Origin of the sequence: Desmonostoc muscorum LEGE 12446, assembly GCF_015207005.2 — a bacterium.
GTDB classification, from domain to species: Bacteria; Cyanobacteriota; Cyanobacteriia; order Cyanobacteriales; family Nostocaceae; genus Nostoc; species Nostoc muscorum.
The window spans coordinates 560,039-584,897 of sequence record NZ_JADEXS020000001.1 but is presented as its reverse complement, the minus strand read 5'-3'; the positions used below and the strand labels follow the sequence as shown (position 1 = coordinate 584,897).

Below are 24,859 nucleotides of genomic sequence, written 5' to 3'. Positions count from 1 at the left end.
ATTTATTGACTTATGAATTCTGACTATGGCGATATTTGACCTATTGGGAATACCTTCGGTAAGCTGACTATAACTTTAGTTCCTCGTCCAACTTGACTGGATAAAGTGATATTACCACCATGTAATTCTACACAAGCTTTGGCGATCGCCAGCCCTAAGCCTGTGCCAGGAATTGTATCAACGTTACTTCCCCGACTGAAAGATTGAAACAAATTTTCCTGATCTGCGATGGGGATACCAATTCCCTGATCTTCGATGGAAAAAATGACTTGTGATTCTTTGCCCATCAGGTGAAACTCTACAGTACCTCCATCTGGAGAATACTTAATTGCATTGGACATTAAGTTAATAAAAATTTGCTGTAAAAGCCCGCGATCGCCCCAGAAGCCCTGATTATTGCCAGTAATCTTAAAAATCAACTCGTGGCGATCGCCTGTTGTTTCTCGCTCTTGTTCGATCAAATCAGAAAAAAATTGTAATAAATCGAGCGGCGTTGGCTTCAGCTTAGGTTTTTCCACTTCAAATTGATTAACCAAGAGCATATTGTCCACAAGTTTGGACATATATCTGGCTTTTTGTTCAATAATTCCCAGAAACTTCTGCTGTCTTAACTCATCGAGTTGCTGGCTATGTTTTACCAAAGTTGATGCAGCAGCCAAAATTGAAGTCAAGGGCGTCCGATACTCGTGGGAAACCGTTCCAATAATTTGGGATTTAAATGCATTGAGTTGCTTTTCTTTGGCGAGGGCTGCTTGAGTTTGGGCTAGCAATTCCGCCTGTTGGATAGCAATGGCTAGTTGCACCGACACTTCATTCAGCATCTGGGCATCATCAGCTTGCCACTGTCGTTCTCCTGAATTATGATGAGCAATCAACAAACCCCAAAGCTTGGGAGTTGGGTTTCCATTGTTGCTGAGATTAATCGGAACCACCAGATTTGATTCACTGTTAAATTGCTCTCTCAAACTCAAACGATTACACAAGCCAAGCTCATAAATATGAGGGATTGGGGATTGGGGATTGGGGATTGGGGATTGGGCATAGGTTATTCCTGTTGTCCGTCTTCTCTGCCTAGTCTCCTCCCCCAGTCCCCAGTCCCCAGTCCCCAGTCTCCAGTCCCCAGCCCCAACGCGATCGCACAGCGCGACAGTGTGGTATGACTCAGCCGAGGAGGCAACTATTGTACCGTCTCTATTTGGGGTGAACTGATATACCATCACGCGATCGCATTTCAGAAGTTGCTGCACCTCCGCTACAGCCGTATTCAAAATTTGCTCTAGGTTGAGAGACTGGCGAATTCTCAGAGCAGTTGTAGCAATTAACCGCTGCTGCTCCTGAGTTTTACTGAGTTGGGCTTGCAAGCACAATTGCTTGATGGCGTTACGGACTGCTAGTTGCAGTACATCCTGTGTCAGGTGTTGCTTGACTAAATAATCCAGCGCACCTCGTTTCATTGCTTGCACAGCAACCTCTTCATCACCACGCCCTGTCAACATAATCACAGGCACAGAAGTCTTAAAAATCTCCTGCTGCATCTGATCGAAGAGTTCTAACCCACTTTTATCAGGTAGACAATAATCCAGCAGAATGACATCGCAGTGCGTTTTTTGACACAATGCGAGTCCTTCTTCTGCACAGTCAGCCTCCAAAATCTGGTAGGACTGGTGCGGATCTTTCAAAAGATATCGACGATAGATTTTCCGATCTGCTGCACAATCATCGATGATGAGTAGCGTCCATGTGTCCAACATATTAAGTATGAGGATTTGGGAGCTATGTAGATCCCTTTTATCCAGATTGTGGTTTATTGCATAATTCTAAAAATAATATAAAATAAATATAAATAAAATCTAAATTCTTTACCAATCCTAAAGCGATACTAAATACTACAGGGCAGTAAGAAAGACAGAAAAATGGGGAAAACGAATCTCAGACAGTCATTCACGAAAAAACTCCACAGCCGAAACATCAAGAAGATTTCGTCCGCAACTCCCCACTCCCTACTCCCTACTCCCTATTTTCAACACAGCAAACACAGTGACTCAAAGACGAAAATGTCTCTGTGCCCTCTAAGCCGTCTTTTTTGTTATCCCTTTGTCCCTACTGCCTCATCAGCAGAAAATAAACAAACTAATCCAAGACGGGCGGCGTATTCGCTTCAAGCCAATAGTCCACGAAAGCCTGAATCGTCTTTTTTAGTTCTTGAGCATCCATCGGCTTTACTAGATATCCATTTGCGCCCTTTTGGTAGCACAATTCAATATCCTTCGGGTTCGATGACGTGGTAAAAACAACGACGGGGATTTCCTTGAAACTCTTGTCTTGCTTGAGCCGAGCTAGGATGTCACGGCCATCAATACCCGGCAAATTTAGATCGAGCAAGATCACAGAGGGTCGTAATGCTACTTGAGAGTTGCATGAGTCCTTACCTTGGTCGTAGGTATCCCTCTTTTGTTGATAGAGGAACTCTAAAACCTCATCCCCATTAGTACAACGATGTATAGGGTTTTGGACGGACATGCGCCGCATCAGACGTTGTAGCATCCGAAAATCTTCATTGCTGTCCTCAACAACAAGCAGAGGTTCATGAAGTTTTTTTGTCATTCGTGGTCTTAAAAGAACTTAACAAAAATATATATTTGGTCACTATCTTAAACTATTCGAGCGTAAAATAGAATATCGAGCCAATGCCTACGGTAGATTCCACCCAAATTTGACCGTTGTGCAGCTCAACAATTTTCTTAACAATAGCTAGTCCTGCACCTGCACCGCCGCCGTATTTTTCCTGGGAGTGGAGGCGCTTAAATAGTCGAAAGATCGTTTCTAGATGATGTTCTGGAATTCCAATACCGTTATCGCGGACATAAAAGATTGGGGATTGGGGATTGGGGATTGGGGATTGGGGATTGGGGATTGGGGATTGGGGATTGGGGATTGGGTTAAGAAAACTCTTCCCTAGTCCCCAGTCCCTAGTCCCTAGTCCCTCATCCAAGTAGCCAATCTCAACCCATTTTTCGGCTTTATCGTTGTATTTGAAGGCATTACCAATGAGGTTACTGAAGACTTCGTTGACAAGAACGCGATCGCACCGAATTATGGGTAAAGGCCGAGGAATGCGAACATCCATAAGCCCAGAGTTTTGGCGACTAGCACCAAAGACTTCAATCACTTGGGCGACCAATTCGTTGAGGTCGGTTGCTTGTTCTCGCAGTTGTGCTTGTCCTAACTGAGAGAGTCGCAGCAAAGCATTAATCAGTGTTTCCATGCGTACAGACAAGGAGACTACTGTCTGCAAGCACTCAACTCCGTCATCATCTAATATTTGGGCATAGTCTTCTAAGAGTACCGTTGAGAAGTTATAAATGCCGCGCAAAGGTTCCTTGAGGTCATGGGAAGCAGCGTAGGCAAAGGAGGCTAGTTCTTGATTACTGCGTTCTAACTCCAAATTAATTTTCGCTAACTCATCGGCCTTCGAGAGTACAATACCAACGATCGCATTTCTCAGACTCAGGGCACTCTCAAGTTCGCACGCCCTCCAAGGTAGAGAAGTTAATCTCACTGTTTCTTGCCAAGCGGCAAAAGATTTCCGCACAGATACAGTAAGGCTACCATCTGCCTGGGCTTGAATGGATTCCTTGGGATTACCCGCCCAGTTTACCGTCTGGATAACTTCAGGACGAAACCAAAGGATGTAATAGCGCCGGACTTGAGAAATCCGCAGTAGCAACAAGCCGCTAGCAGTATCTTTAAATATCAGCGCCTCTGGGTAAAGCTTTGGCAAAGAATCTGTGGAAAACAAGTTGTCATTAACTTGGGTATCCGCCCATTCAATCAGCGCCCGCACCTGGTGAATATTCGGTGTTGCTCCCACAAGGGTAACTTCATTATCCAGGCAAATCGCTGCTCCTGAAGCGCTAACGAGATCCAACAAACGGATTTCAGGTTTAATTAGGGCATCGATAAAATTGTCTGCCTGGGAAATCGACTTGAGAAACTCAGACTGTAGCGATTTGAGCTTTACTTCATAGTCCCATTCCGAGTGACTAATTTTGTGCGCTAATTCTGAAGAAACAATCTGTCCCAAAAATTCGCACATTTTCAGCACTTCGTAAGGAATATACTTTGGTGTTTGATGATGGCAAGATATTAATCCCCACAGCTTTTGATCTTGAATCAGCGAAATCACCAAAAGAGCCGTCACTTCCATGTTTTGATGATATTCAATACAACACGGATCAAAACTCCGTAGTATACAGTAGCTTAAGTCAAGATGCTGATATGTTGTCGGATTTTCCGTGGGAACTAGCTTCACTACTTCAGCAGTTAAATCGGGGATGAAGCGGAGAAAGCAGCGTGTGTATAATTCCCTAGCTTGGGCTGGAATATCTGTAGCGGGATAGTGGAGTCCTAAATAAGGTGATAAATCTTCTCGTTTGACTTCTGCAACCACAGAACCCGCTGCGGACTCGTCAAATTGATAGACCATCACCCGATCGAAACCGATGATTTCTTGGAGTTTTTCCGCTGCGATGTGCAAAAATTCTATCAGATTGGATGTGCTTTGCATTTTAGAGATCGCTTCACCCGCCGAATCATGAAAGCCCAAAAAACTCAACTGTGATTGTGAGTCTGTCGGTTCTAGCTCCACAATCACAGCCTCTTGTGTACGATGAACAATAGCATCAAAGTATCGTTCACCATTTGAAGTGTTGATTAATACTTTAAATGCATGAGAAATACCAATTTTTTTCACCAAGCACTGTTTAACAGCTTCCACTTTTCTAGCGTCCAGCAAATAGCTCAGCGGTTGACTGAGCAAATCTTCTGGCTTTTTACCCAAATATTCTTGGGTATTGTTGCTGACTTGCACTATCTCTAGCTGGGTATTGAGTGCTAACAGTACGCCATGAGGTTGAATAGAGCCAGGTATATGAATAGGTTTGGAATCGTGGTTAGTCAGAGCAGTGGCTTGGGCGTTGGTATCTTCAGACTGGCTCATAAATCAACTGATGTAAAGCTGATTTTTACAATAGCGCAATTAAATGTCACATTTCTTTAAAGTATATGCCGATAAGTGTGAAGGCGATCGCATATTAAGTCTGCTTACAGCACTTCTCGTTCTAGTAGGGGCGCATAGCTATGCGCCCCTACAACAGATGTGGTTTTAAAATCATCCATATTTGGTCTTTCCTGTCAATGCGTGAGTCCCAGTAATATTGTTTGAAATAGCGACGAACAGCTTTGTAACTAAGGCTTTTAATCCAAAATCTCAAATCTGATAAATACTTTTACTGGCTGTAGCTAATATGACAATATAAGAGAAATACTACCCAACCGGTGAGAATATGGCTATGAGTCAAAACAAACACTAAATGCCAAAAAACAAGCAAATTTAATATATCTAAAGAAATAAGACTAGTGACAACAAAACTTGATTTAATCAAGTTGATAACACTAATCATGCCCACTAGGCAGCTAGTTCCCAGCTAGCTACCTGTAGGACTTCCTCCCTCATTGATTAGCCAACTCAGGAGGCTAGTACATCGTGTCAAACAATTTTGAGGATGCACATCCTCTTGAAGATAGAGTAAGCATAAATTTTGATAATTTACATCATCAAGAAGAGAGAAAAAATACAGGTATATTTAAAGGAAGGACAATTCTTTTGGTAGATGACAATGAAGATATTATTGCTTTAATTACCTGTGTTCTTAAAATTTACGGAATTCGTGTAATTACTGCTTCATGCGGTTCAGAAGCATTTGAAATTGTTAAAAAAGTAACAGTGGATCTTTTAATTAGCGACATTGATATGGCAGGTAATTCTGGATATTTGTTAATCAAAAAAATCCGAACACTTGCGTCGTCGCCAATTCGAGAAATTCCAGCGATCGCCTTTAGCGATCGTGGTGAAAATCGAGCTTATAAACAGGCTCTTGCATGTGGATTTCAAAGTTATATGAAAAAGCCTTCCAATCCTACACAGTTGATTACAGAAGTAGCAAAACTATTGGGACGTTCTTGTAAGAGAAACTTTTCGTTATTTGGCGATTACTCCTGTTTAGGGGAAAGGTGATTTCTCATTTCTCATTTGTCCTTGGTAAATGTCCAAGTCCCCATTCCCCACTTATTTTCACAAAGAAACTTCTAACCTGTAATGCTGACAGAGAGTTTTAAGTTTTGCAAGTATGAGTACTTTGACATCAAATTACTCTGTATTTTTTCACCTCCATACAAGATTTACCTCTTGGTTTTGATATCATACAATTCGCATAAGGTAAAGAGTTTTTGTTTGAGGCGATCGCGCAAACTCTCAGGTGATACAATCACGCAATCTTCCCAATACCGTGCAACTTCACGAATCAGCCAAAACTCGTTGACAACCCGTCGCACTACTTGACGCACATCCCCCATCATTTCGTCTTCTAAGTCATCTTCCCTACGTTGATAAGACTTTACCATCCAGCCTCGAAAGTGTAAGTACACTTTTATAGAGTCTAATCCCTCTCGCCATTCGCCGCTTGCGGGTACGATTGAGCGGATTTTATCGAAGGTTAAATTGCGGTTGTGCCAAAGTTCTCGCAAATCAGGAATCAAATTTTCTACATCCTCTGTTTCTTCACACCAAATCATTAAATAAAAGCGTTTATCAAAGAAGCACGGTTCCGCATAACGTACTGTGTACTGTAGTTCTTGCCCTTGGGAATTTTCGTAAAGTAGGTAAAAAGGCTGTTGATTTTGCCTATATTCATCTATTTGACTTCGCCATGCTTGTACGAGTTTACTTGCTTGTTTGAGTAAAGATTGGCGGATTGCTGCATCTAAATTTCCTCGTTCCAGTAAAAGTGTAATTACAGTTTGAGCTTCACCAATACGACCTGCATCACTGAGGGCTTTGATAGCTTGCTGCAAGGCATTAACTTGGTTTGAGTCAAGCGTGAAAGGCTTTCCAAGTTCTACTGATTTTTGAGCGATCGCCACTATTAAGCCGGAAATACTGGGTTCTTTGCCCCAATATATGTTGAGGTTGCGGGCGATCGCTTCTAATTGCTCCTTGGTTCCTGGCGGAATTGACAGTGTAATCGTTTCTTTTTTTCTCGGCATCTATAATTTGTAATTACAGTATTGACAAAAATAGTATTTATAGTTATTTTATATGTATATTAAGTTAATCAAGAATTTCAATACCAAGAAAACACAATGTTAGTTACTCGCTAGGCAGATACTAAAAAAGCCAGAGCTATACTCTGGCTTGTAATCCCTCATAGGGATTTATGAAGTTCTATTAACGCCTTGATCACATCTTTTCTACATTTTCAATCCCTAGTAGGGATTAGCGTGGAGTCTCAAGGCTTCTTTAGTATACATCTCAAAAATCTCGGTGAACATTTTTTTTAAATCGGCTTCTCATCTGTCTGTTTATCACTTTTTTACTACAAACAAGAATGTGTTATGTTTAGGAGAACCGGAACAAAGTTGTTTCAGTTCTCCTATGTTGAGTCGCATCTCATAGGTTAGCACTAACACGGCTTTTTCGGCGCAAACCTATTGAGGTGATTTCTGATGAAAGACAATCTTCCAGATCGTATGCTTCGGCTTATGTCTGATGGTTCCTGGTACTCTACCGAGGAACTTGTCAAGAAAATTAGCCATCGATTCTCTGCAACCATGTATGTTCTGAGAAAACGAGGTTATATCTTTGAAGATCGTCGTATTGAAGGCCAACGACGAGAGTGGCGGCTAGTAGTAGAGTCAAAAGCGATCGCATAAACAGTATTTCTCACCTATCGGGGGTAGTTATGCTACTCCCATTTCCTGAAAAAGCAGCTAGTGAGGTCAAAGACCATCATGAGCATTTGCTGTCCAGAATTTCCCTTGACTCCAATATTTGTTTCAGTAAACCTTGTATTAGAGGTCATCGTATAAACCATGAACGAACAAACATTACTAGAAAGAATCACATTTAACCCCCAAATCTTTGGCGGTAAACCAATCATTCGAGGTCGTCGTCTAGCTGTTGAACATATTTTAGGAATGTTAGCAGTAGGAGATACTATTGAAACTTTGCTAGAAGCTTATCCCTGGTTAGAACGCGAAGATGTACAAGCCTGTTTAATCTATGCACGAAGGTTAGTTGGTCATGAACGAGTTGAACCTTTATTGATAGAATCTCCAAGGTGAAAATACTACTAGATACTTGCATTAATGCTAAGGTGCGTACCGATTTACAAACGGCTGGGTATGATGTGGTTTGGTCTGGAGACTGGCCAAAAGATCCAGGTGACGAGGAAATTTTAGCAACCGCCTATCGTGAAGGCAGGATTTTAGTCACCCTTGATAAAGATTTTGGAGAGTTAGCAATTCTGCGGGGAAATGCTCACTGTGGTATCTTGCGCTTAGTTAATCTCTCAACCAAAGAACAATCAATAGTTTGTTTGCGGGTACTTCAGCTTTACGGAAACGAATTATTCTCTGGTGCAATTGTAACTGCTGAATTAGGTAGAGTCAGAATTAGACCACCTGAAAATAGGGCTTGAAAATTCATTCAATAAAAACTCGTAGCAGTGGCGCCAGAAATTAACTAGACAGACTATGGTGGTTGTTTAGCACTTGCTGAAACTGAGTTTGACATTAAATCTATTTACAATTTATATCTTTCAATATGATCAAGCGCAATAGGCTTTTAAATCGCCCTCCTAAAAGCTTGGAGGAGCGTTATTTCAGCGAAATTCGCCCCCAGCTTTACGAAAATCATGCACATCATCATCAGTATGGAGTGAGGAAAGGGACAACTCTTGCAGAACATCTAGACTCTGCGTGTCAATTTATTTTGACAGTCAGCCAAATGGCAGAAGTACCTGAAGATAAGCGAACTTTACTATTGGCTGCGACGGCTGTTCATGACCTGAATAAATTAGATCCTCAAGAACGAAAAGTAAAAACCTTAGCTAGGAACAAGGACTTTTTAAGAGAACAGCTTGAAAAAGCTTGTGTATTATCTTTTGTGGTAACAGAAGATGACTTTGAATTAGTCAGAAAGCTGATTGAACGCCATTCAGGCCACAACGTCAGCGATGGAGCGAGATTTTTACCAGAAGACCCAAATATTGAACGTTGGGCGGCGATGCTGACTGCTGCGGACTTGTTTGATTTAGGAATTCCAGATGAAAAACGCTTTCGCAAACTCGAAACAGAATTAACCGTTGCTTTTGATAGAAGTTGCAAACTTTTCAGAGTGCGCCTTTCTGAAGATAAAGGTTATATTACAGCTCTGTTATTGGGTGCTTGTGAAGAAGTTTTACAAAAGTATGGCTTACATTCTTTAGCAATTTTCCCTGACGGCGAACTTTTTGAAGGTGAAGCTTTACCCAATGTAGATTTAACAAAAGAAATCGCTGCTGTTTGGCAAAGTAAAATTGACCAAGTATTTGGGAATAATATCGAAAGACTTGTTAGACCTACTAAGGATGGGATTAAGGTTACTCAACAAGCTATCCAGCAAAATATTGAAGAAGTTTTAGTAAATATAGAAGCTCTTTTAGAAAAGAAAAAAGCTAGTTATAAATCAGACAAGATTGCTAAAGATGTAACTAAGTGGGGTGATGCGGCTGGTGCGGAAGCACTAGAAAAAGCGGCTGAACTTGGTTTAATACCTGTAAGCAATTCAGAAGAATTTGCTATATCTGAGGGATTGAAAGCAGCTTATCTCAGTTACCGTGAGGCTGGATTAAGCCCTAAAGAAGTTTGGGATAAAATTGGTGTTCATACTGGAATTTCTGAACAACAGCGTATTGCAATTGAGTCATTTAATGGTCAATATGGGCGACCTTTATTTGCTGCTAAGGCTGCTGTTAAGGGAATTGAGGGTATTAAAGAAGCTCTCAAAGAATCTTTTAAACTGAGAAAAGAAACTACACAAACTTCAGAAGAAATAGAGGTATCTGAGGAAATCGTTGCAGCAGTTAATAGAATGGTAAATTTACCTTTTGCTATTCGCTTAAATGGAGTCAATGATTTAAATGCTTATGTAGAAGCAAATCCTAGACAAAGATGCTCTTTAGGTTCTACTTCTAGTGATATAGATGAACTAATTTCAGATAATATGCCTCCTGGTACAAAAGTACAAGCTTTTTCTAACCGCTTACCAGGTGGTATCAGTGCAGAACCTAAAAGACAAGCAGATTCAATTGCAGCTTTAGCTTATCAATTGATGGCGGTTGGAGCAAATTTTCCGGCGGTTAAAAACCAAGACCCACTTTATCTACACTTAGCATTACCTAAAGGTTCTGCACCTGAATTATTAAGAATCTGGCGTGAGCTTCTGCAACAACTTGCAGCGACAAATGCAGACGGTGGTACTGTCACTGTTGATGAACTTCAGCTATATCGAGATAACCAGCTTGAATTTAAAGCTAATAAAGTAGTTGGTGCAGCATTACCGAAGCGTCCAGAGTTTGTGCATACAACAGTTATCATTCCTTTAGTTTGGGGAGATGTTAATGCTTCTTTAGCTTTACTAAAATCACTGAGATTAGGTTTAGAAATATCGTTGTCTTTAGATATTGGCTTTCCTTTTACTATTAGCAGCAACTTGGAAGTGGAGTTATTTGATGATGTTTATGGGCGAGTAGAAGGAATTCCTGCTGCACTCCAATCTTTACTGGGAAGTGGACAATATCAGCAGCGACAAGATGCAGAAAAAATTCTTGAGAGACTGCGCTGCATTGGCAAACTAGCAACATCTGTGGCGAGTATTCAAAAAGCCGATGATTGTTTATATGATTTGGCTCGTGCTTCTGTCAGACCAATTGAACTTTATTATGTTTTGCTGCGTTGGACTTTACGAGAACAAGATGAACCGAATTTGAGTGTTATTTGGAGTCGGATTTGTGAGCCTTTAAATACATTAATGGAGAGCTTTATGGCAGATGAAAATTCGTTATTAACTAAGTATCTCAAAGAAGCTGCTCAAATTGCAGCAGAAGCAAACCTTAAGGGAAGTTCTTTTAAACGCACCGCTCAAACAGAACCTTTCACTGCTTTTATTGCTAGTATTCGTACTCAAAAACCTTATTTCGATTTAGAACTAATGTTTGCAGCATTAGTGCAACAATATTACATTCGTTTAGACCGAATAAATCGTGAATATCGTGTAGGTGCAACAAAATTAGAGCAAGTAAAGCGTTATTACGATGTTTTACGAAAGCTATATGAGGAAATTTATTCAGCACGCCCAGAAAAGTTATTGTCTGACCAAAAAACTTTAGAAGCCGCTTATTTATTCTTTCTTGAAGAAGCACGTAAGCAGTTAAAAAGTCAATCTCAAGATAATTCAGTCGAAATAACTACAACTGTGTAATTAATTAGGAGTTTATCATGTCAATTCAAAATCTTTCTTCAGTTCTAGCAAACACTTATGAAAATTTTCCAAAAGGACGTTTTATAACTTTAGTAGTTTTAAGAACAACTCATTCTGAAACTATCTTTCGCACAGAAGGTTCTGGGGAACCGATGTGTAGCGAGTTTGTTCAAGCTGGTGTTACCAATGACAATATTATTCAGCGTCTGGTAATGACTAAGCGTAAACAAGTAGCACCAGAAAGACGCTATGGACGAGAGCATTTAAGAGCGCATGAGCTTTTATATACCAACATTAAAGATGGTTCTCTGTGTTCGTTAAATACTAATTCACCTTGCGAAATGTGCGTAGATTGTTTTCTCTATGGTTTCGCTGCTGGTGGGGGTGGCGCACAGAAAAGCCGCATTTGGACTGAGGACGCTTTTAGTATTTTACCTACTAGTGATGTTGTAGGCGATCGCACAATTAACGCCATCTACGAAAATGGCACAATGCGCGATGAAAAAGGTAACGCTTCCACTGCTTTAAACACTAGCGAATATATCAAACCAGGAGTTCATTTTCTCGATGTCGTCACCTTGAAAGATGTCACGGCTGATGAACTGCGGTACATCATTGGAAATATTCTGTTCACCAGTCGTTACGGTGCTGTTTCCAGTCGTGTGGGACGCATGGAAAACCAAATATTAGGTGTGTTTGGCAGTATTACCGAACTTCCTAGTTCTTTGGAACTTGTACAAGCTACCTATGATGTTTTAGGAAAGCCTTTAGAACATCCTCTGAACATTAATCAATTAATTACAGCTAGCAAACGAGTAATTGCAAATTGGCAAAACAAGAGAGGGGTATCTTTGCAATTATCTGAATCAGAATTAGCAAATTTAGTTACTGATGTAGAAACTCATTGGTCAGAAGCAGAACGTGATAATTTTCTGAAACGCTTAAGCAAATCCTATGAACCTTTCCGTCAGGTTGCGGCTGAGAAGAAAAAGGCAAAAGGTAAAGGCAAAAATACACCAGTTGAAGTAGAGAGTTAGATTATGCCAACAATTCCTTTTCAGCAGGCAAAACTTGTTGAATTATACTGTCTTGAACCAGTCTTTTTTGCCTCTAGGGAGTTGTCTGATACCTATTACACTGAGGGGGTAATTGGGAATTATGCTCTTACCTATGCTTTAGGTAGGGTAAATTCCCCCTATCGCCTCCAAGGTCAGGCTACAGGACGACCAACCTACAAAGAAGATTTACAACCAATAGCACAGGATTTTTATATCTTACCAGCTTCACCAATAGGCAGAGTTACATTCAGATTTGAACGATTTAATGCTCTTTCTGATGCTTATTGGTATGCAATGACTAATAATCGTGTGGCGACGGCGCGAGAAGATTTACCATTACAACGCCAAGGGAAAAAACCCAATTCATTTAGACCAAGTAATTTTCCCCAAACTGGACGACTGCGGATGATTGAACGCGGTAATAAATTTCAAACTTTGGTATTTGGGAATCATCAATTACCTGCTTATATTCGCGTTGGTAAATTCATGAGTAAAGTTAAAGTCAAAGTAGTCAATGAATTTCCTGTGACTTTACTACCAGAAGGTGAATATCAAACTCAAAATTATCTCAATGTTGCTGATTTACCACAGCAAATAGAGACTTTAGCTTTCGATTTGATTTCTATTCCTCCTGCACCCATCATTAAAAATCTGCGTTTTCGCGGTGCTGCTTGGCAGGTTGGAGAAATGATTGTACCAGCAGGATTACATTTTTGCGGTAGAGAAAGTAGCAATGAGTAATCAAAAATTAGTAATCAGATTAGAACCACGTAGTATTTCAGCTTGTGCATCACCAGATGAAATATCTTTCATCAGCAATGCACTTCAACATCAATTAGATGTGTTTGAACAATCTAAGGATGCTGATATTATTCTTGATTTAGCACCAACTGGCACAGGTAAAACTAAAGCAGGATTAACAGTATTAAAGCATCAACAAAATAAAAGTGCTATTTACATTGCTCCCACAAATGCTTTAATTGAACAGCAAACAGAAGCCGCAAAACAGTTTGTGCGTGATGCTAATTTACCTCATATTGTGAAAGCAGCTTCGGCTAAAGATGTCAAAAACTGGACTAACGATAAAGTTGGTAGGCGTTCAGGAGAAAAACTATATAATATTTTGCGAAATCCTGCTACTGTTTTTGATGATGTGGGAGCAAATACACCAATTATCTTGGTGACAAATCCTGATACTTTCTACTATGCAACTTTCTTTGCATATAACCAGCTAGATAAAGGTAATATTGCTGCTGGTTTTTACACCAAATTTTCTACAGTCATTTTTGATGAATTTCATCTCTACGATGCTAAACAGCTTGTAGGAATGCTGTTTTATCTTGCTTACTCTCATGTTTTTCGCTTTTTTCAAAATGGAAGAAAAGTAGTATTACTAACAGCAACACCAGAACGAGCTTGTGAATTAGCATTGGAAAATTTAAAACAGGCTGGTGTGAAGATAGCGAGAATTGATGGAGAATCAGGTAATACTAATCTTTTACCATCACAAACAGCAGTTCATTTAGAATTAAGACCAAAACCAGAAAGTAAGGAAGAGTGGTTAGCAGAACTAGCAGCAGAAGTTGTTAGTCGTTTTCGAGAAAGACCAAATGAGAATGGTGCTGTAATTCTTGATTCTCTGGATAATATTAATCGTCTATCAGATTTACTGCGACACCAAGGACTTAGTGATTATGTCGGACGGATAACTGGCCCTGCACCTAAACGAGATAGACAAAGGGCTATGCAGTGTCAAATAATTTTAGCTACTAGCACTGTAGATGTAGGATTTAACTTTGAAAGACATCCTGAACCAAGACGACAAAATTTAGACTGGTTGATTTTTTCGGCACGCGATCGCGCCGCATTTTGGCAGAGAATTGGTAGAGTTGGGCGTGTTTTAGGTAAATCTGAAACTAATATTGATTCAGAAGCTATTGCTTACTTACCGTCTGATGCTTGGGAAGAAGGCTTAAGTTCTCTTGATATTGCTGGAGGACGTACAGCCTTAAAAGAGGTACTTGATAAACTTCCCTGTTTGGATAAGCCTTTTTTAACAGCTTACTGGCGTTCAGAAGCATCTCTAGAAATTGCACGTCCTTTGTTAGAACTGGAAGAAGCGTTTGAAAATTTACCAGGTGCGGAATTAATTCCAAAACTGTTTGAGACTTTAAAATCTGTTTTGGAAGGTAAACGCAATTGGGAAGACTATCGTCATAGAATGAAAGTTTTACGTGGTGCTGAAAACATCGCTCAAGAGTCTTTACATAAATTAAAAACAGGCTGGAAATATCTTAAAGGAGGTCAAGCTTTTGTCAAAACCTTTATCAAGGTAAAATCTCCTGAAGAGTGGGATGATTTACGAACCGGATGTACAACTTTAGACGCATACGAAGATGTGTTTAAACAAGATACTGAGGTACTAAATGAACTACAAGAATTTGCTGAGGTTTTTAGTAAAAGCTACGCCCCATTATTTAGTTTTCGATATAGTCTATTTGAAAATCTTCCAATTATTGACCCGGATAATTTAGTCACAGATGAATCTCAAGAAACCCAATTAGATCCTTTTCATCTATTGCGCTATTACGAATTTGCTGAAAATGGTAATTCTATCGAAATCATAAGTCGTGCCACTGAAACGTATCAATTAAGCTTTAGAATGCGTTATCCTGGTAGCCGACAAGAATTTGTTAATACAGAGCTGAACAAGTTAACAGCTTTTAAAAATTGTAGGGTTATCCGCAGTATTGGAGAAGCAATACGACCAACACCAGAACTACAGGCATTATCAAAATATCTATTACCAGGAGTAATTATTTGCTCTAGAACTAATGCTGCTGCTCTCTTTCAATTACATAAACAAGGAATTGTTTCCTATCCTATAACTATTGTTTGCGATGATGATGAAAAAAAATATGAATTTTTAGCAGGTTTGTCAGGAATCTTAACAATGGCAATGAAGTTTAAACAGCTACGTCTCCCAGATGATGAGGTTTTTATTGCGTGATAACTAATTAAATTCTCGCACTAATGGTGCGAGAATTTGTTGGAAATTAATTTATACAGCAGTTTGCAAAAATATGCCTCACAGCCTCGTCCTGAACCTCATTCCCCAATCTCCCATTTATCCGGAATTCCTCACTGGGAGACACTACCACGCACTATTTCTCACTCTCATTAGTTCTGTTGATTCTAGCTTGGCAGAGTATCTGCACTCCTCCAACGCAGATAAAGCCTTCACTCTCTCGCCGTTGCAAATACAACGACAACACAAGCAACATCACACGTTGCAATTTAGTCATCAAAAACCTATTCCGGCTGGTACTCCCTGCTGGTGGCGTATTTCCCTACTTGATGACACTTTGTTTAGTAAATTAACCGGACTTTGGCTAAATCTTAACCCCGATCGCCCTTGGCATTTGGGTTCTGCAAACTTACATATTACCAGTATTCAAGGTACTCCGCAATCTACGCAACCTTGGGCTAATGCTTGCAGTTATACACAATTGTATGAGCAAGCATCAGATAGCGATCGCACTTTCAATTTCACCTTCGCTACACCTATATCATTTCGTCAAGGTGCATATGATAATGTCCTCCCCATCAAAGAATCTGTGTTCAACAGCCTTTTGAGTCGTTGGAATAAATACAGCGGCATTGAAATCTCTAGTATTGCCATTGAATCAATTTATCCCAGTGCTTTTGACATTAATACTGAAGTTATCAGTAACTATGAAAGTAAGTTTATCGGTTGTGTTGGCAATATTAGCTATCGGATTTTGGGTGATGTTGAAACGTTGGCAATTAAGCAAATTAATACTTTAGCTAATTTTGCATTATACGCAGGATTGGGGCGTAAAACAACGATGGGAATGGGAATGGTACGGCGAGTATAACCATTTTGAATTTTAGATTTTGGATTTTGGATTTTTAAATAGTTAGTGAATCAAAGATATGAATGAAATTGATTACATTCCTATTGCGGCGTTAAATCAATATAGCTACTGTTCGCATCGTTGTTGGCGGATATTTTGTGCCGGAGAATTTATTGATAATCAATACACAATTGAAGGCACAAGTTTACACGATCGCGTTCATACAACTGGAGACGGAAACCGCAAAAAAACTTGGCAAATAAGAGCGATTTGGTTGAAGTCCGATAAGTACAAACTAATCGGGAAATCCGATTTAATTGAATCTGAAAACGGTGTGAGTAACTGCGAAAAACTATCTTTGAGCGGAGGACCAATACACCAATGCAATTGCTCAGCATCCGGTGGTTTGTAACCGAGTTCAGACAGGGCATACTGAATGCAGCGAGTGATACCAAGTTGAGGATCTGTCAATGTTCCATCTAAATCGAATAAGATAGCATCAGTAAGCATATTTTGTACTCATTTCGTAATAAAAAAGTGAGATTTAATCTGAGTTTATAAGTCTAAATCTATAAACTTTGTTTTATATAATTCGTCTTAAATTAGTCTTCTTATCGCCAATCTCTAGTACGCCACGGCGTAAGTAGAGCAGCCATTGAAAATCGCTAAAAAGCCGCTTCCTTAATACTTTTGATTTTTGACTTTTGACTTTTGACTTCCGCCCTGCGGTACTATTCCCCAGTCCTCCTAATTTTGAATGATTGAAAAAAGCTTTCTCCACTCAGCAAAGCAATCCCAAATGTGACAACACCAATCCCCATAATTTGAATCAAGTTTAAGGTTTCGCTAATGGTTGCCCAGGCGACTATTGCGGTCAATGCTGGACTGCTAGAGCCAATTATTGATGCGGTAGTTGCACCAATCATCCGAATTCCTAAATTGTTCAAAATGTGTCCGACAAAGCTAACTAAACCCGAAAAGATACTACCAATCCACAGAGGCGTCCAGTCAATTTGAGTAGTAGAAACTGGCCAGAACAATAAGCTAACACCGGAGAGTAACAGGGTGGAAGCAAAACTAATCCAAGTGAAGGGAACTGGATGGAATTTTTCTAAACATTTTTGGGCGATAACGTTATAGAACGCATAAACAATGCCAGCACTAATACTCGCTACAATCCCAACTACAATGGTATGATTGCTGTGACTTCCAGAAGATTGGGGAATAACAAGAACGCAGCCCACCAGAATAATCCCCATCACCAACCAACGGAAAAATGTAGGGCGTTGGCCGAAAAACTTCCAAGATAGCAACGCTGTAAACACGGGATAGATGAAGAAAAGGGTCGTAGCAATTCCAGTAGTAATTAAGCCAATAGCAACGTAGAGTAAGGTAACGTAGACAAACATCAGTACTCCACAGATCAAGGCTTGAATCAGAATATTCCGGTATTGGCGAGTGAACAACTCTCGTAATTCTTTAAAGGCAGATGGATATAGCTTGAATGCCAGAGATGCCATGAGTGGAACTACGAGTAGCATTCGCATGAACATCAACAAGAATGAATTCTGCAAATCCGGTTTAACGTATCCACCGAGTAAAAAGAAACTTAGTACGAGATGTTCTGAAAACAAAACTCGCACAGTAACGTTGTGAAACGCCAAAACAAAGGAGGATAGAAGAACCGTCAGGATGCCTAACACGCGAAAAAGGTTTTTTGAAACCCGATTGTATTGCTGAAATTACTGGACTGACAGACCAGACGAGATTTGAGTTTTTACGACTCTGGTTTCGTCAATTGTAAGGACGGCCGCCCAGAAAATTCATCATACCATTGAGCAAGTTGGGGATAGTTATGTCGCCATTGTAATTCCGGCAAACGAATCTCTAATCCTAGTGCAGAGGCGAGGGTGATATGAGCGAGCTTAGGTGTTTGGTCGAGTTTTTCGGAAATCTTCTCGAAGTAGTCTAGAATTCGCAAAGCACGCGATCGCTCTAACTCGATCACTTTAGGTGATTGCTCACTTTCGTCCCGCAATATTCGCTCCCTTGCCCAAATACTAATACCATCGATAAATGCAGTTGTGATGCCTTCAAGCTGCTGCGAAAATCCGTCAGAATCATCAGCAACAATTTTGATTTCAGGATTTAACCGATTGAGATAACTAACGATGATCCGCGTTTCACTCAAGATGAATCCGTCATCAGTCGCCAGGGTTGGCACTTTACCCGTCGGATTGTAATTGAGTAATTCGCTATTGCGATCGCGTACCGTAACTTTTTGCAGTTCCACGCGATCGCTTAAATTTAGCTCAATGATTGCAACCCTAACTATGCGGGCGTATTGAGATCTTTCTGTGTAAAAGAGTTTCATAAAAAAGTGCGATCGCTCTTTTAGTGAAATTATCTGGAAGCACCCGCCAGTTCTGGGGATGCAACTTTACTAAACTGATTTACTGGGCGAGGTAAACCAAGATTCTCCCGCAGAGTGCGGCCTTCATATTCGGTACGGAATAAACCCCGGCGTTGCAGTTCTGGAATCACCAAATCTACAAATTCATCCAAACCACCAGGTAGCCAAGGTGGCATAATATTAAATCCATCAGCACCATCGTTAACAAACCAGTCTTCGAGCTGATCGGCAATTTGCTCCGGCGTTCCCAGAATTGTTCGATGTCCCCGTGCCCCAGCAATCCACAAATACAGTTGCCTAATTGTTAAATTCTCTCTGCGGGCGAGGTCAGTTATCAGCTGCAAGCGACTTTTCCCACCATTGGTATCTGGTAAATCTGGCAGTGGCCCGTCCAAGGGATATTTCGATAAATCGTGTCCACCCACAAGTCCTGAGAGTAGTCCTAATCCAACCGACGGATGAATTAAATCTTGAAGTTCCTGGTACTTCTCTTTCGCTTCTTCCTCAGTTCTACCAATTACTGGAAATACACCAGGCATAATTTTCAGATGGTCAGGCGATCGTCCATATTTACTCAGTCTACCTTTGACACCAGAATAAAAGGTCTGGGCTTCGGCAAGAGTTTGCTGGGCAGTAAAAATTGCCTCTGCTGTCTGTGCCGCTAAATCTTGTCCAGCCTCAGAAGAACCAGCTTGCACAATCACCGGATACCCTTGAATGGGGCGGGCTACATTCAGCGGGCCGCGCACTGAGAAATGTTGACCCTTATGATTCGGAACGTGTAGCTTGTCAGGATCGAAGTAAATACCCGATTCTTTGTCGCGTAAAAAGGCATCATCTTCCCAACTGTCCCAAAGCTTGGAAGTAACTTCTAAAAATTCCCTCGCCCGTTCATAGCGCAGTGCATGTTCTAAATGCTCTTCTCGGCTGAAGTTTTTAGCTGCGGCTTCAGCAGAGGAGGTGACAACATTCCATCCAGCACGACCCCCGCTTAAGTAATCTAGCGAAGCAAACTTGCGGGCGAGGTGAAAGGGTTCGTCATAGGTAGTTGATGCCGTTGCCACCAAGCCGATATGCTCGGTCACCACAGATAGTGCCGATAATAAAGTCAGCGGTTCAAAGTGGACACTGAATTGTCCCGAACGGCTAAAAGCTTCTCTTCCTTTTCCTTGATCCCAAATTGCTAAACCGTCCGCCAGAAAGAGCATATCAAATTTACCCCGTTCGGCTGTCTGTGCGAGGCGCTTGTAATGCTGAAAATTCAGACCTCCGTCCGGCTGAGCATTGGGATGTCGCCAAGCTGCCACGTGATGACCTGAACCTGGTAAAAACGCACCTAGTTTAATTTGTTTTTTCTGGCTCATTTTTTATTTCTACGAAAATTTACTTATGCTTTTTCAACTTTGAGACTGGGGATTTCGATCAAGAAACTTCTTCCCAGTCCCCAGTCCCCAGTCCCCAATCCCCAGTCCCCAATCCCCAGTCCCCAATCCCTCTATACTGCAACTGCCTCGCGTCGGTTGTATGCAGAAGAGTCACCCTTGATGGCTTGACTTTGTTTGCCATCAATACCAACTGGAGTATCGCCGACGATTGTCACTCGCTGAACGTGACGGGGTTGGTTGCCGTAATCAGCAACTGCGTAGTGTTGAGTAGCGCGGTTGTCCCAGAATGCCACATCACCAACTTGCCAACGCCAACGAACTGTATTTTCGGGACGGGTTACGTAAGCTTGTAACAGTCTTAAAATATCGTCGGATTCAGTGGTTGATAGGCCACGGAACTGACGAACAAAGCCACCAATAAATAAGCCACGTTCACCAGATTCAGGATGAACGCGTACTACTGGGTGAAGCGTTTCATATACCGTCGAAGTGAAAACAGCCCGGTAAGCCTTCACGTCTTCAGGAAGGTCAAATCCAGTTGCATAGTCGTAGGCATTGCTATGTACTGCCCAGAGTTCATCTGCAAGACTACGTAGATGGTTTGGTAAATCTTGATATGCAGTCACAGAGTTTGCCCAGATAGTATCGCCTCCGGCTTGAGGGATGACGAGTGCCCGCAAGATGGAGCCAAGGGGTGGACGGTCTACAAATGTTACATCAGTGTGCCAACTATTCGCACGGGAAGTAGTTTTGCCGTAATTCAAATCGAGGACTTCTGGATGGTCTGGAAGTGATGGAACGGTGGGGTGAGCTGTAGTGACTTCACCAAATCTGCGAGCGAAGGCTACCTGTCCGTTAGCATCAAGTTGCTGTTGATCACGGAAGAAAATTACTTTGTATTGAACTAAGGCTTTACGGATATCACTGATAATTTCGTCGCTCAGGTTATTACTCAAATTCACGCCAATGATTTGGGCACCGATGCGTCCGGCAACTGGTTTGATGTCAAAGTGTTGGGAAGTCATGTGTTTGTTTCTCCGTGAGATTTGTACTTTTGTTTTTTGTTTAAACATCCAGACTTAATCGACAAACAATGCCATTGATATGTCATCTATGTAAGAACCGTCTGGCAATTTTAATCGTTTCTTGAATCTACCTTCTTCAAAGAATCCGAATTTTTGATAGAGGGCGATCGCAGGTTTATTAGTAGCTCGCACTAGCAGTTCTATCTTTTCCACACCAGGAGCCTGTTTAGCCCAAGTTAGTAAATACTCCATCATCGTTTGTCCGATTCTCTGCCGTTGGAATCCTGGATAGACAAAGATGTTTAGCTTTACTACATGGGACAGTGCTGACAACCTCATGGGATCGAGCATTGCATGACCAACAATTTTGTCGTCTAACGAGGTTACGATGTAGAGTCCACGAGGATGCTGGCTGAGGTCGGCAATTTTCCTTGCGAAGGCATATGGTGTAATTTCATTGGGGCGGGAAACCATATAGCCCGGTGTCTGGGCTATGTTGGCTTCAGCTGCCGCTAAAACTGGTGCATCTGCTTCTTGGGCCTTTCTAATTTTCACCATTGTCTGAACTCTGACATTGGTAAGTAAAGCGATCGCTCTTTAAACACCAGGAGTAGAGCCGCCATCCACAAGAATCTCTGCTCCTGTAATCGATGCGGCAAGGTCAGAAACTAAAAATAGAGCCAGGGATGCAATTTCTTCTGGCTGAGCAATTCTCTTTAAAGGTATGCCTTGAATAGTTTCTGCCTTGGCTTGTTCTACGGTGATGCCACGCGCTTGGGCATTTTGTTGTGCCAAACGTTCGGCTCGTTCTGTGGCGGTAGCACCAGGTGAAATGGCATTGATTCGGATATTGTATTGGGCTAACTCTTTATTGGACTTTGGACAAAAAGAAGTTTGTTCGCGAGTCACACTCGCGAACAAAAAACTAGTCATCAGAAATTACCCCAGTTATTTTACAAACTGAGTCAGACTGAGTTAAACGCCTAAAGCCTAAGAAAATTTATGCGGCTTTGACTTTAGCGAGTGTTGATTTTGACTTCTTCTTGACAACAGGATGCTTAGTTCGTTGTGTTTGAACTTGACCTTGAACTCGACCGATGGAATTTCCTCTGGTTTTGGGAGAACGAGCGGGTGTACCAATCTCTGAAATAATTCTCTGAAAATCGCGTTGCACTACACTTGGAGTGGCAATTTTATCATTGTTTTGTTCTAAATAACGCTCCCATGGCCTGGGTAAGTGTGTTGCTAACTCCCTTGCCGCCCACAACTGTACGTAAGCTAGGATTACTAAATGTATCCAATTTTCCTCATGCAAAACATCTGGAGTTTGAAACTGCGTCATCAACAAACGCTGCTTGCTAAATCGCAGCATGTGTTCAATATCAAACCTTTGTCTATAGCAATGGTTTGCAACCGTAGGTGAGATTTCTCCACGTTGCTCACCTATGACAATTAACCACATTGGTTTCCAGAGAGATTGATTAGTATCATCAGTCACATGAATTCTGAGCAGAGTAAAAGGATGACAATACATTTTTTGGTGCTTGGTTCCCCTCATCAACATTTGATGCCAAGCGAGTATGGTGATGTTTAAAAGACGACCCTTACAGGTTGTCTGCTGAATTTGTGTTGTCTCGTCGGGAGAGTGCCAAGTTTCAACATCAGCTAAATTAAACCGTTCACCGTATTTTTTTGGACAACCACGTTTTTTCTTTGACTCATCAACGGGTGGAGATTGGTAGAAAATTCGATTACTACGAACTCTGGCTATCACTACCACATTTTTGTGTTTGGATTGGTCAAACAGAAATGAACGCTGACTATAGGCGCTATCTGCTACTAAGACGCACAATTTTTCCTGCCAGGGCAGTGATGAATCAGACATTACTGAGGAAATTTGTTCACTACCCACATCAACACCAGTTTTATCAAGTGATACCCTTTCTCCTGATATTGGTATTGACCAAGGGGCGGCATTCCCAGTTTCTTTCTCTGGTAAGATAGAAAGTATCGAATAAGAATGACCAATATTAATCGGTTTGTTACCCTTGATAGTATTTGGCTGGTAAATATACCCACGTTCAGCTAAAGTCCTCGCGTAAGGACGCGGATGCGGTGTTGTATCAAGAGCGAATAAGTAAAAAGGGCGTTGTTGTGGTTGCTTAATTAACTCAGATACCACCCTAATTAAGTTATTGGGTTTTTCTTGTTCTTCTTGTTCTTCTTCTTCATTGTTCTTCTCCTGAATATTTGTATTAAATGATTTTTGAATTGCTTTATAAATAGAATTATAGCTTCTGGGAAACAAAGGACTTAAAGATAACTCCGCAATTGAATTGGCTCCCGTATTACCCGCAAGCGCATCCAACAAATCCATACAGGCGTCGCTACATGAAGAAAAACAGTTGTAAATTTTTTGTCTAAAATCTTGAAATTGCGCTATTAATTGATTGTTATTAAATTTTGGCATAGCCATCAGTATTTACCCAAAGATACTTTGTAGTTGATATTACTATTTGTTGGGGGTCTGATGGCTATGCTTTTTTCTGCTCGTCACTATAAACAAGATTAATCATTCATTTATTCGCGAGTCACACTCGCGAATAAACTTCTTTTTGTCCAAAGTCCAATCTTTAGAAATTCCTCTAGTAAAGTTGAGTAGGGCGGCATTGGTCGTACCACCAGGAACAAAGCCAGGACGAGGTGTCCGTCCTGCACCACCGATGATATTGACTATGCGTCCATCACCTTGATTTTTTTGATGGGGTACAACAGCTCTGACCAAGCGAATGTAGCCCAATAGTTTTAAGTTCCAAGCATCCAACAATACATCGTCGCCCAGTTCGAGGAACGAGCCAGCACGGGCTGAACCGGCGTTATTAATCAAAATATCAATTTGAGCAAACTGTGTCAGAGTTGTTGACACAACTTTCTCAACATCTTCAGCCTGAGTCAGGTCAGCACTGATGGAGATGACTTTCGCGCCAGGAGTGGGTAAGGACTGAATCGCACTGACCGCATTTTCTAGTCGTTCTGGGTTACGAGCTGCGATCGCCACATTCACACCCTCACTATACAAAGCTTTGGCGATCGCTAAGCCAATCCCCGCACTTCCTCCTGTGACAATCGCTGTTTTACCTGATAGTTTTAGTTCTAAGCTCATAGCAAAGTCATACCATTTTGGATTTTAGATTTTAGATTTTTGATTGGGGATAGTTTGCTGAATCTAAGTTGAGTAAATCAATCTGTCACAATCATTTTTAAGGTTCAAAAATGAGATTTATTTTTCACAAGTCAGTTATCCCGCAATACGCTTGCATTAAGCGTAAAAATATTCATTGTAGAGACGCGATTCATCGCGTCTGCAAGACTTTAACAACCTCATCCCGAACCAATAATATTGCTGATTGAGAACCTGTATTGTGGATGTTCAAGATTGCTCGGCTTTCTTGGGATGTACAACCCAAAAGTATCTTGATTTCTGTATCCCGCTTTTCTAAGTCAACACTACAGATGAGGGCGGTGACTGTTCTATTTGATAAGCTTCCTATCCAGACATCTATATCAGCTTTATCTCCAGATCGAGTATCTTCCAAGTATCCATAATCCAGAGGATAAATAAAGGATGGATAACGTGGATGTGATGTACCTTTTGGACGATCTATCTTGAGGTTACTACCAGCTACAAGTTGGTCTAGTTTGAACCAAAATTCAGCATAATTCGTAATTTCTAATGACACT

The 24,859-nt window shown here is 41.1% G+C and carries 24 protein-coding genes and 1 pseudogene; 11 read left to right on the top strand and 14 right to left on the bottom strand.

Annotated features, from left to right (window positions below):
• Window positions 1-23: 23 nt before the first annotated feature.
• The 3 genes from IQ276_RS02490 to IQ276_RS02480 all read right to left on the bottom strand — a co-directional run bounded on the left by IQ276_RS02490 (window position 24) and on the right by IQ276_RS02480 (window position 4,999).
• Window positions 24-1,751, bottom strand: coding sequence for a hybrid sensor histidine kinase/response regulator (locus IQ276_RS02490; protein WP_235115365.1), 1,728 nt, complete (start codon window positions 1,749-1,751; stop codon window positions 24-26).
• A 379-nt stretch (window positions 1,752-2,130) separates the two neighbouring features.
• Window positions 2,131-2,604 (bottom strand): response regulator, encoded by a 474-nt coding sequence (locus tag IQ276_RS02485; RefSeq protein ID WP_190884003.1) that lies wholly within the window; start codon window positions 2,602-2,604, stop codon window positions 2,131-2,133.
• A 52-nt stretch (window positions 2,605-2,656) separates the two neighbouring features.
• Window positions 2,657-4,999, bottom strand: a complete 2,343-nt coding sequence (locus tag IQ276_RS02480) for an ATP-binding protein (protein WP_235115364.1) — start codon at window positions 4,997-4,999, stop codon at window positions 2,657-2,659.
• 43 nt (window positions 5,000-5,042) lie between these two features.
• Between IQ276_RS02480 and IQ276_RS40005 the strand changes: the two genes are divergently transcribed.
• Window positions 5,043-5,168 carry a hypothetical protein gene (locus IQ276_RS40005; protein WP_255264295.1) on the top strand — a complete coding sequence of 42 codons (126 nt, stop codon included), beginning with the start codon at window positions 5,043-5,045 and terminating at the stop codon, window positions 5,166-5,168.
• Window positions 5,169-5,545: 377 nt separating this feature from the next.
• On the top strand, window positions 5,546-6,076 hold the full coding sequence (locus IQ276_RS02475; RefSeq protein WP_193915827.1) for a response regulator: 531 nt from the start codon (window positions 5,546-5,548) through the stop codon (window positions 6,074-6,076).
• A gap of 164 nt (window positions 6,077-6,240) precedes the next feature.
• Here the strand turns inward: IQ276_RS02475 and IQ276_RS02470 are convergent, their stop codons facing one another.
• On the bottom strand, window positions 6,241-7,104 hold the full coding sequence (locus IQ276_RS02470) for a WCX domain-containing protein (protein WP_193915830.1): 864 nt from the start codon (window positions 7,102-7,104) through the stop codon (window positions 6,241-6,243).
• Between the two features lie 483 nt (window positions 7,105-7,587).
• Here IQ276_RS02470 and IQ276_RS02465 point away from each other — a divergent pair, with 483 nt between their 5' ends.
• The 9 genes and pseudogenes from IQ276_RS02465 to IQ276_RS02425 all read left to right on the top strand — a co-directional run.
• Complete coding sequence (locus IQ276_RS02465) at window positions 7,588-7,770, top strand: hypothetical protein (RefSeq protein WP_228042976.1); 183 nt, start codon at window positions 7,588-7,590, stop codon at window positions 7,768-7,770.
• Window positions 7,771-7,929: 159 nt separating this feature from the next.
• Window positions 7,930-8,181: a DUF433 domain-containing protein gene (locus IQ276_RS02460; RefSeq protein WP_193915836.1), complete on the top strand. Its 252-nt coding sequence runs from the start codon at window positions 7,930-7,932 to the stop codon at window positions 8,179-8,181.
• Entirely contained in the window at window positions 8,178-8,537 is a 360-nt protein-coding gene (locus tag IQ276_RS02455) for a DUF5615 family PIN-like protein (RefSeq protein ID WP_193915838.1), read from the top strand. The genes IQ276_RS02460 and IQ276_RS02455 overlap by 4 nt, the downstream gene beginning before the upstream one ends.
• Window positions 8,538-8,662: 125 nt before the next feature.
• Window positions 8,663-11,359: a CRISPR-associated protein Csc3 gene (locus tag IQ276_RS02450; protein WP_193915841.1), complete on the top strand. Its 2,697-nt coding sequence runs from the start codon at window positions 8,663-8,665 to the stop codon at window positions 11,357-11,359.
• Window positions 11,360-11,376: 17 nt separating this feature from the next.
• Window positions 11,377-12,396, top strand: a complete 1,020-nt coding sequence (gene cas7d / locus IQ276_RS02445) for a type I-D CRISPR-associated protein Cas7/Csc2 (RefSeq protein ID WP_190883998.1) — start codon at window positions 11,377-11,379, stop codon at window positions 12,394-12,396.
• 3 nt (window positions 12,397-12,399) lie between these two features.
• Complete coding sequence (cas5d, locus tag IQ276_RS02440) at window positions 12,400-13,158, top strand: type I-D CRISPR-associated protein Cas5/Csc1 (protein WP_193915843.1); 759 nt, start codon at window positions 12,400-12,402, stop codon at window positions 13,156-13,158.
• Window positions 13,151-15,427: a type I-D CRISPR-associated helicase Cas3' gene (gene cas3, locus IQ276_RS02435; protein ID WP_193915846.1), complete on the top strand. Its 2,277-nt coding sequence runs from the start codon at window positions 13,151-13,153 to the stop codon at window positions 15,425-15,427. The genes cas5d and cas3 overlap by 8 nt, the downstream gene beginning before the upstream one ends.
• A 73-nt stretch (window positions 15,428-15,500) precedes the next feature.
• Window positions 15,501-16,316: a CRISPR-associated endoribonuclease Cas6 gene (gene cas6 / locus IQ276_RS02430; protein WP_193915848.1), complete on the top strand. Its 816-nt coding sequence runs from the start codon at window positions 15,501-15,503 to the stop codon at window positions 16,314-16,316.
• 58 nt (window positions 16,317-16,374) lie between these two features.
• Window positions 16,375-16,629: pseudogene (locus IQ276_RS02425) on the top strand (PD-(D/E)XK nuclease family protein); the annotation flags it as partial.
• Here the strand turns inward: IQ276_RS02425 and IQ276_RS02420 are convergent.
• From IQ276_RS02420 to IQ276_RS02375, 10 genes are all read right to left on the bottom strand, one after another.
• Window positions 16,515-16,805 (bottom strand): HAD hydrolase-like protein, encoded by a 291-nt coding sequence (locus IQ276_RS02420; RefSeq protein WP_228042977.1) that lies wholly within the window; start codon window positions 16,803-16,805, stop codon window positions 16,515-16,517. The pseudogene IQ276_RS02425 and the gene IQ276_RS02420 overlap by 115 nt on opposite strands.
• 221 nt (window positions 16,806-17,026) lie before the next feature.
• Complete coding sequence (locus tag IQ276_RS02415) at window positions 17,027-17,998, bottom strand: DMT family transporter (protein WP_193915852.1); 972 nt, start codon at window positions 17,996-17,998, stop codon at window positions 17,027-17,029.
• Between the two features lie 74 nt (window positions 17,999-18,072).
• Window positions 18,073-18,669, bottom strand: coding sequence for a glutathione S-transferase family protein (locus IQ276_RS02410; protein ID WP_190879435.1), 597 nt, complete (start codon window positions 18,667-18,669; stop codon window positions 18,073-18,075).
• 29 nt (window positions 18,670-18,698) lie between these two features.
• Window positions 18,699-20,072: an LLM class flavin-dependent oxidoreductase gene (locus IQ276_RS02405; protein WP_193915855.1), complete on the bottom strand. Its 1,374-nt coding sequence runs from the start codon at window positions 20,070-20,072 to the stop codon at window positions 18,699-18,701.
• Window positions 20,073-20,203: 131 nt separating this feature from the next.
• Window positions 20,204-21,118: a TauD/TfdA dioxygenase family protein gene (locus tag IQ276_RS02400; protein WP_193925651.1), complete on the bottom strand. Its 915-nt coding sequence runs from the start codon at window positions 21,116-21,118 to the stop codon at window positions 20,204-20,206.
• 54 nt (window positions 21,119-21,172) lie between these two features.
• Window positions 21,173-21,676, bottom strand: coding sequence for a GNAT family N-acetyltransferase (locus tag IQ276_RS02395; RefSeq protein WP_193925649.1), 504 nt, complete (start codon window positions 21,674-21,676; stop codon window positions 21,173-21,175).
• A gap of 39 nt (window positions 21,677-21,715) precedes the next feature.
• Complete coding sequence (locus IQ276_RS02390) at window positions 21,716-22,051, bottom strand: SDR family oxidoreductase (RefSeq protein ID WP_228043570.1); 336 nt, start codon at window positions 22,049-22,051, stop codon at window positions 21,716-21,718.
• A gap of 67 nt (window positions 22,052-22,118) precedes the next feature.
• Window positions 22,119-23,594 carry an NF041680 family putative transposase gene (locus IQ276_RS02385; RefSeq protein ID WP_228043575.1) on the bottom strand — a complete coding sequence of 492 codons (1,476 nt, stop codon included), beginning with the start codon at window positions 23,592-23,594 and terminating at the stop codon, window positions 22,119-22,121.
• A 96-nt stretch (window positions 23,595-23,690) separates the two neighbouring features.
• A complete protein-coding gene (locus tag IQ276_RS02380; protein ID WP_228043350.1) occupies window positions 23,691-24,281 on the bottom strand; it encodes an SDR family NAD(P)-dependent oxidoreductase in 591 nt (196 codons plus the stop codon).
• A gap of 190 nt (window positions 24,282-24,471) precedes the next feature.
• Window positions 24,472-24,858: a hypothetical protein gene (locus tag IQ276_RS02375; RefSeq protein ID WP_228043351.1), complete on the bottom strand. Its 387-nt coding sequence runs from the start codon at window positions 24,856-24,858 to the stop codon at window positions 24,472-24,474.
• Window position 24,859 lies beyond the last annotated feature (1 nt).

What these genes read in the sequence shown, in the direction of transcription:
- IQ276_RS02480 (WP_235115364.1), bottom strand. Translation starts at nt 4,999, where the DNA reads ATGAGCCAGTCTGAAGATACCAACGCCCAAGCCACTGCTCTGACTAAC.
- IQ276_RS02460 (WP_193915836.1), top strand. Translation starts at nt 7,930, where the DNA reads ATGAACGAACAAACATTACTAGAAAGAATCACATTTAACCCCCAAATC.
- IQ276_RS02395 (WP_193925649.1), bottom strand. Translation starts at nt 21,676, where the DNA reads ATGGTGAAAATTAGAAAGGCCCAAGAAGCAGATGCACCAGTTTTAGCG.
- IQ276_RS02400 (WP_193925651.1), bottom strand. Translation starts at nt 21,118, where the DNA reads ATGACTTCCCAACACTTTGACATCAAACCAGTTGCCGGACGCATCGGT.
- IQ276_RS02470 (WP_193915830.1), bottom strand. Translation starts at nt 7,104, where the DNA reads ATGCCGAGAAAAAAAGAAACGATTACACTGTCAATTCCGCCAGGAACC.
- cas7d (WP_190883998.1), top strand. Translation starts at nt 11,377, where the DNA reads ATGTCAATTCAAAATCTTTCTTCAGTTCTAGCAAACACTTATGAAAAT.
- IQ276_RS02390 (WP_228043570.1), bottom strand. Translation starts at nt 22,051, where the DNA reads ATGACTAGTTTTTTGTTCGCGAGTGTGACTCGCGAACAAACTTCTTTT.
- cas6 (WP_193915848.1), top strand. Translation starts at nt 15,501, where the DNA reads ATGCCTCACAGCCTCGTCCTGAACCTCATTCCCCAATCTCCCATTTAT.
- IQ276_RS02410 (WP_190879435.1), bottom strand. Translation starts at nt 18,669, where the DNA reads ATGAAACTCTTTTACACAGAAAGATCTCAATACGCCCGCATAGTTAGG.
- IQ276_RS02380 (WP_228043350.1), bottom strand. Translation starts at nt 24,281, where the DNA reads ATGAGCTTAGAACTAAAACTATCAGGTAAAACAGCGATTGTCACAGGA.
- cas5d (WP_193915843.1), top strand. Translation starts at nt 12,400, where the DNA reads ATGCCAACAATTCCTTTTCAGCAGGCAAAACTTGTTGAATTATACTGT.
- IQ276_RS02465 (WP_228042976.1), top strand. Translation starts at nt 7,588, where the DNA reads ATGCTTCGGCTTATGTCTGATGGTTCCTGGTACTCTACCGAGGAACTT.
- IQ276_RS02385 (WP_228043575.1), bottom strand. Translation starts at nt 23,594, where the DNA reads ATGGCTATGCCAAAATTTAATAACAATCAATTAATAGCGCAATTTCAA.
- IQ276_RS40005 (WP_255264295.1), top strand. Translation starts at nt 5,043, where the DNA reads ATGTCACATTTCTTTAAAGTATATGCCGATAAGTGTGAAGGCGATCGC.
- IQ276_RS02485 (WP_190884003.1), bottom strand. Translation starts at nt 2,604, where the DNA reads ATGACAAAAAAACTTCATGAACCTCTGCTTGTTGTTGAGGACAGCAAT.
- cas3 (WP_193915846.1), top strand. Translation starts at nt 13,151, where the DNA reads ATGAGTAATCAAAAATTAGTAATCAGATTAGAACCACGTAGTATTTCA.
- IQ276_RS02450 (WP_193915841.1), top strand. Translation starts at nt 8,663, where the DNA reads ATGATCAAGCGCAATAGGCTTTTAAATCGCCCTCCTAAAAGCTTGGAG.
- IQ276_RS02420 (WP_228042977.1), bottom strand. Translation starts at nt 16,805, where the DNA reads ATGCTTACTGATGCTATCTTATTCGATTTAGATGGAACATTGACAGAT.
- IQ276_RS02405 (WP_193915855.1), bottom strand. Translation starts at nt 20,072, where the DNA reads ATGAGCCAGAAAAAACAAATTAAACTAGGTGCGTTTTTACCAGGTTCA.
- IQ276_RS02490 (WP_235115365.1), bottom strand. Translation starts at nt 1,751, where the DNA reads ATGTTGGACACATGGACGCTACTCATCATCGATGATTGTGCAGCAGAT.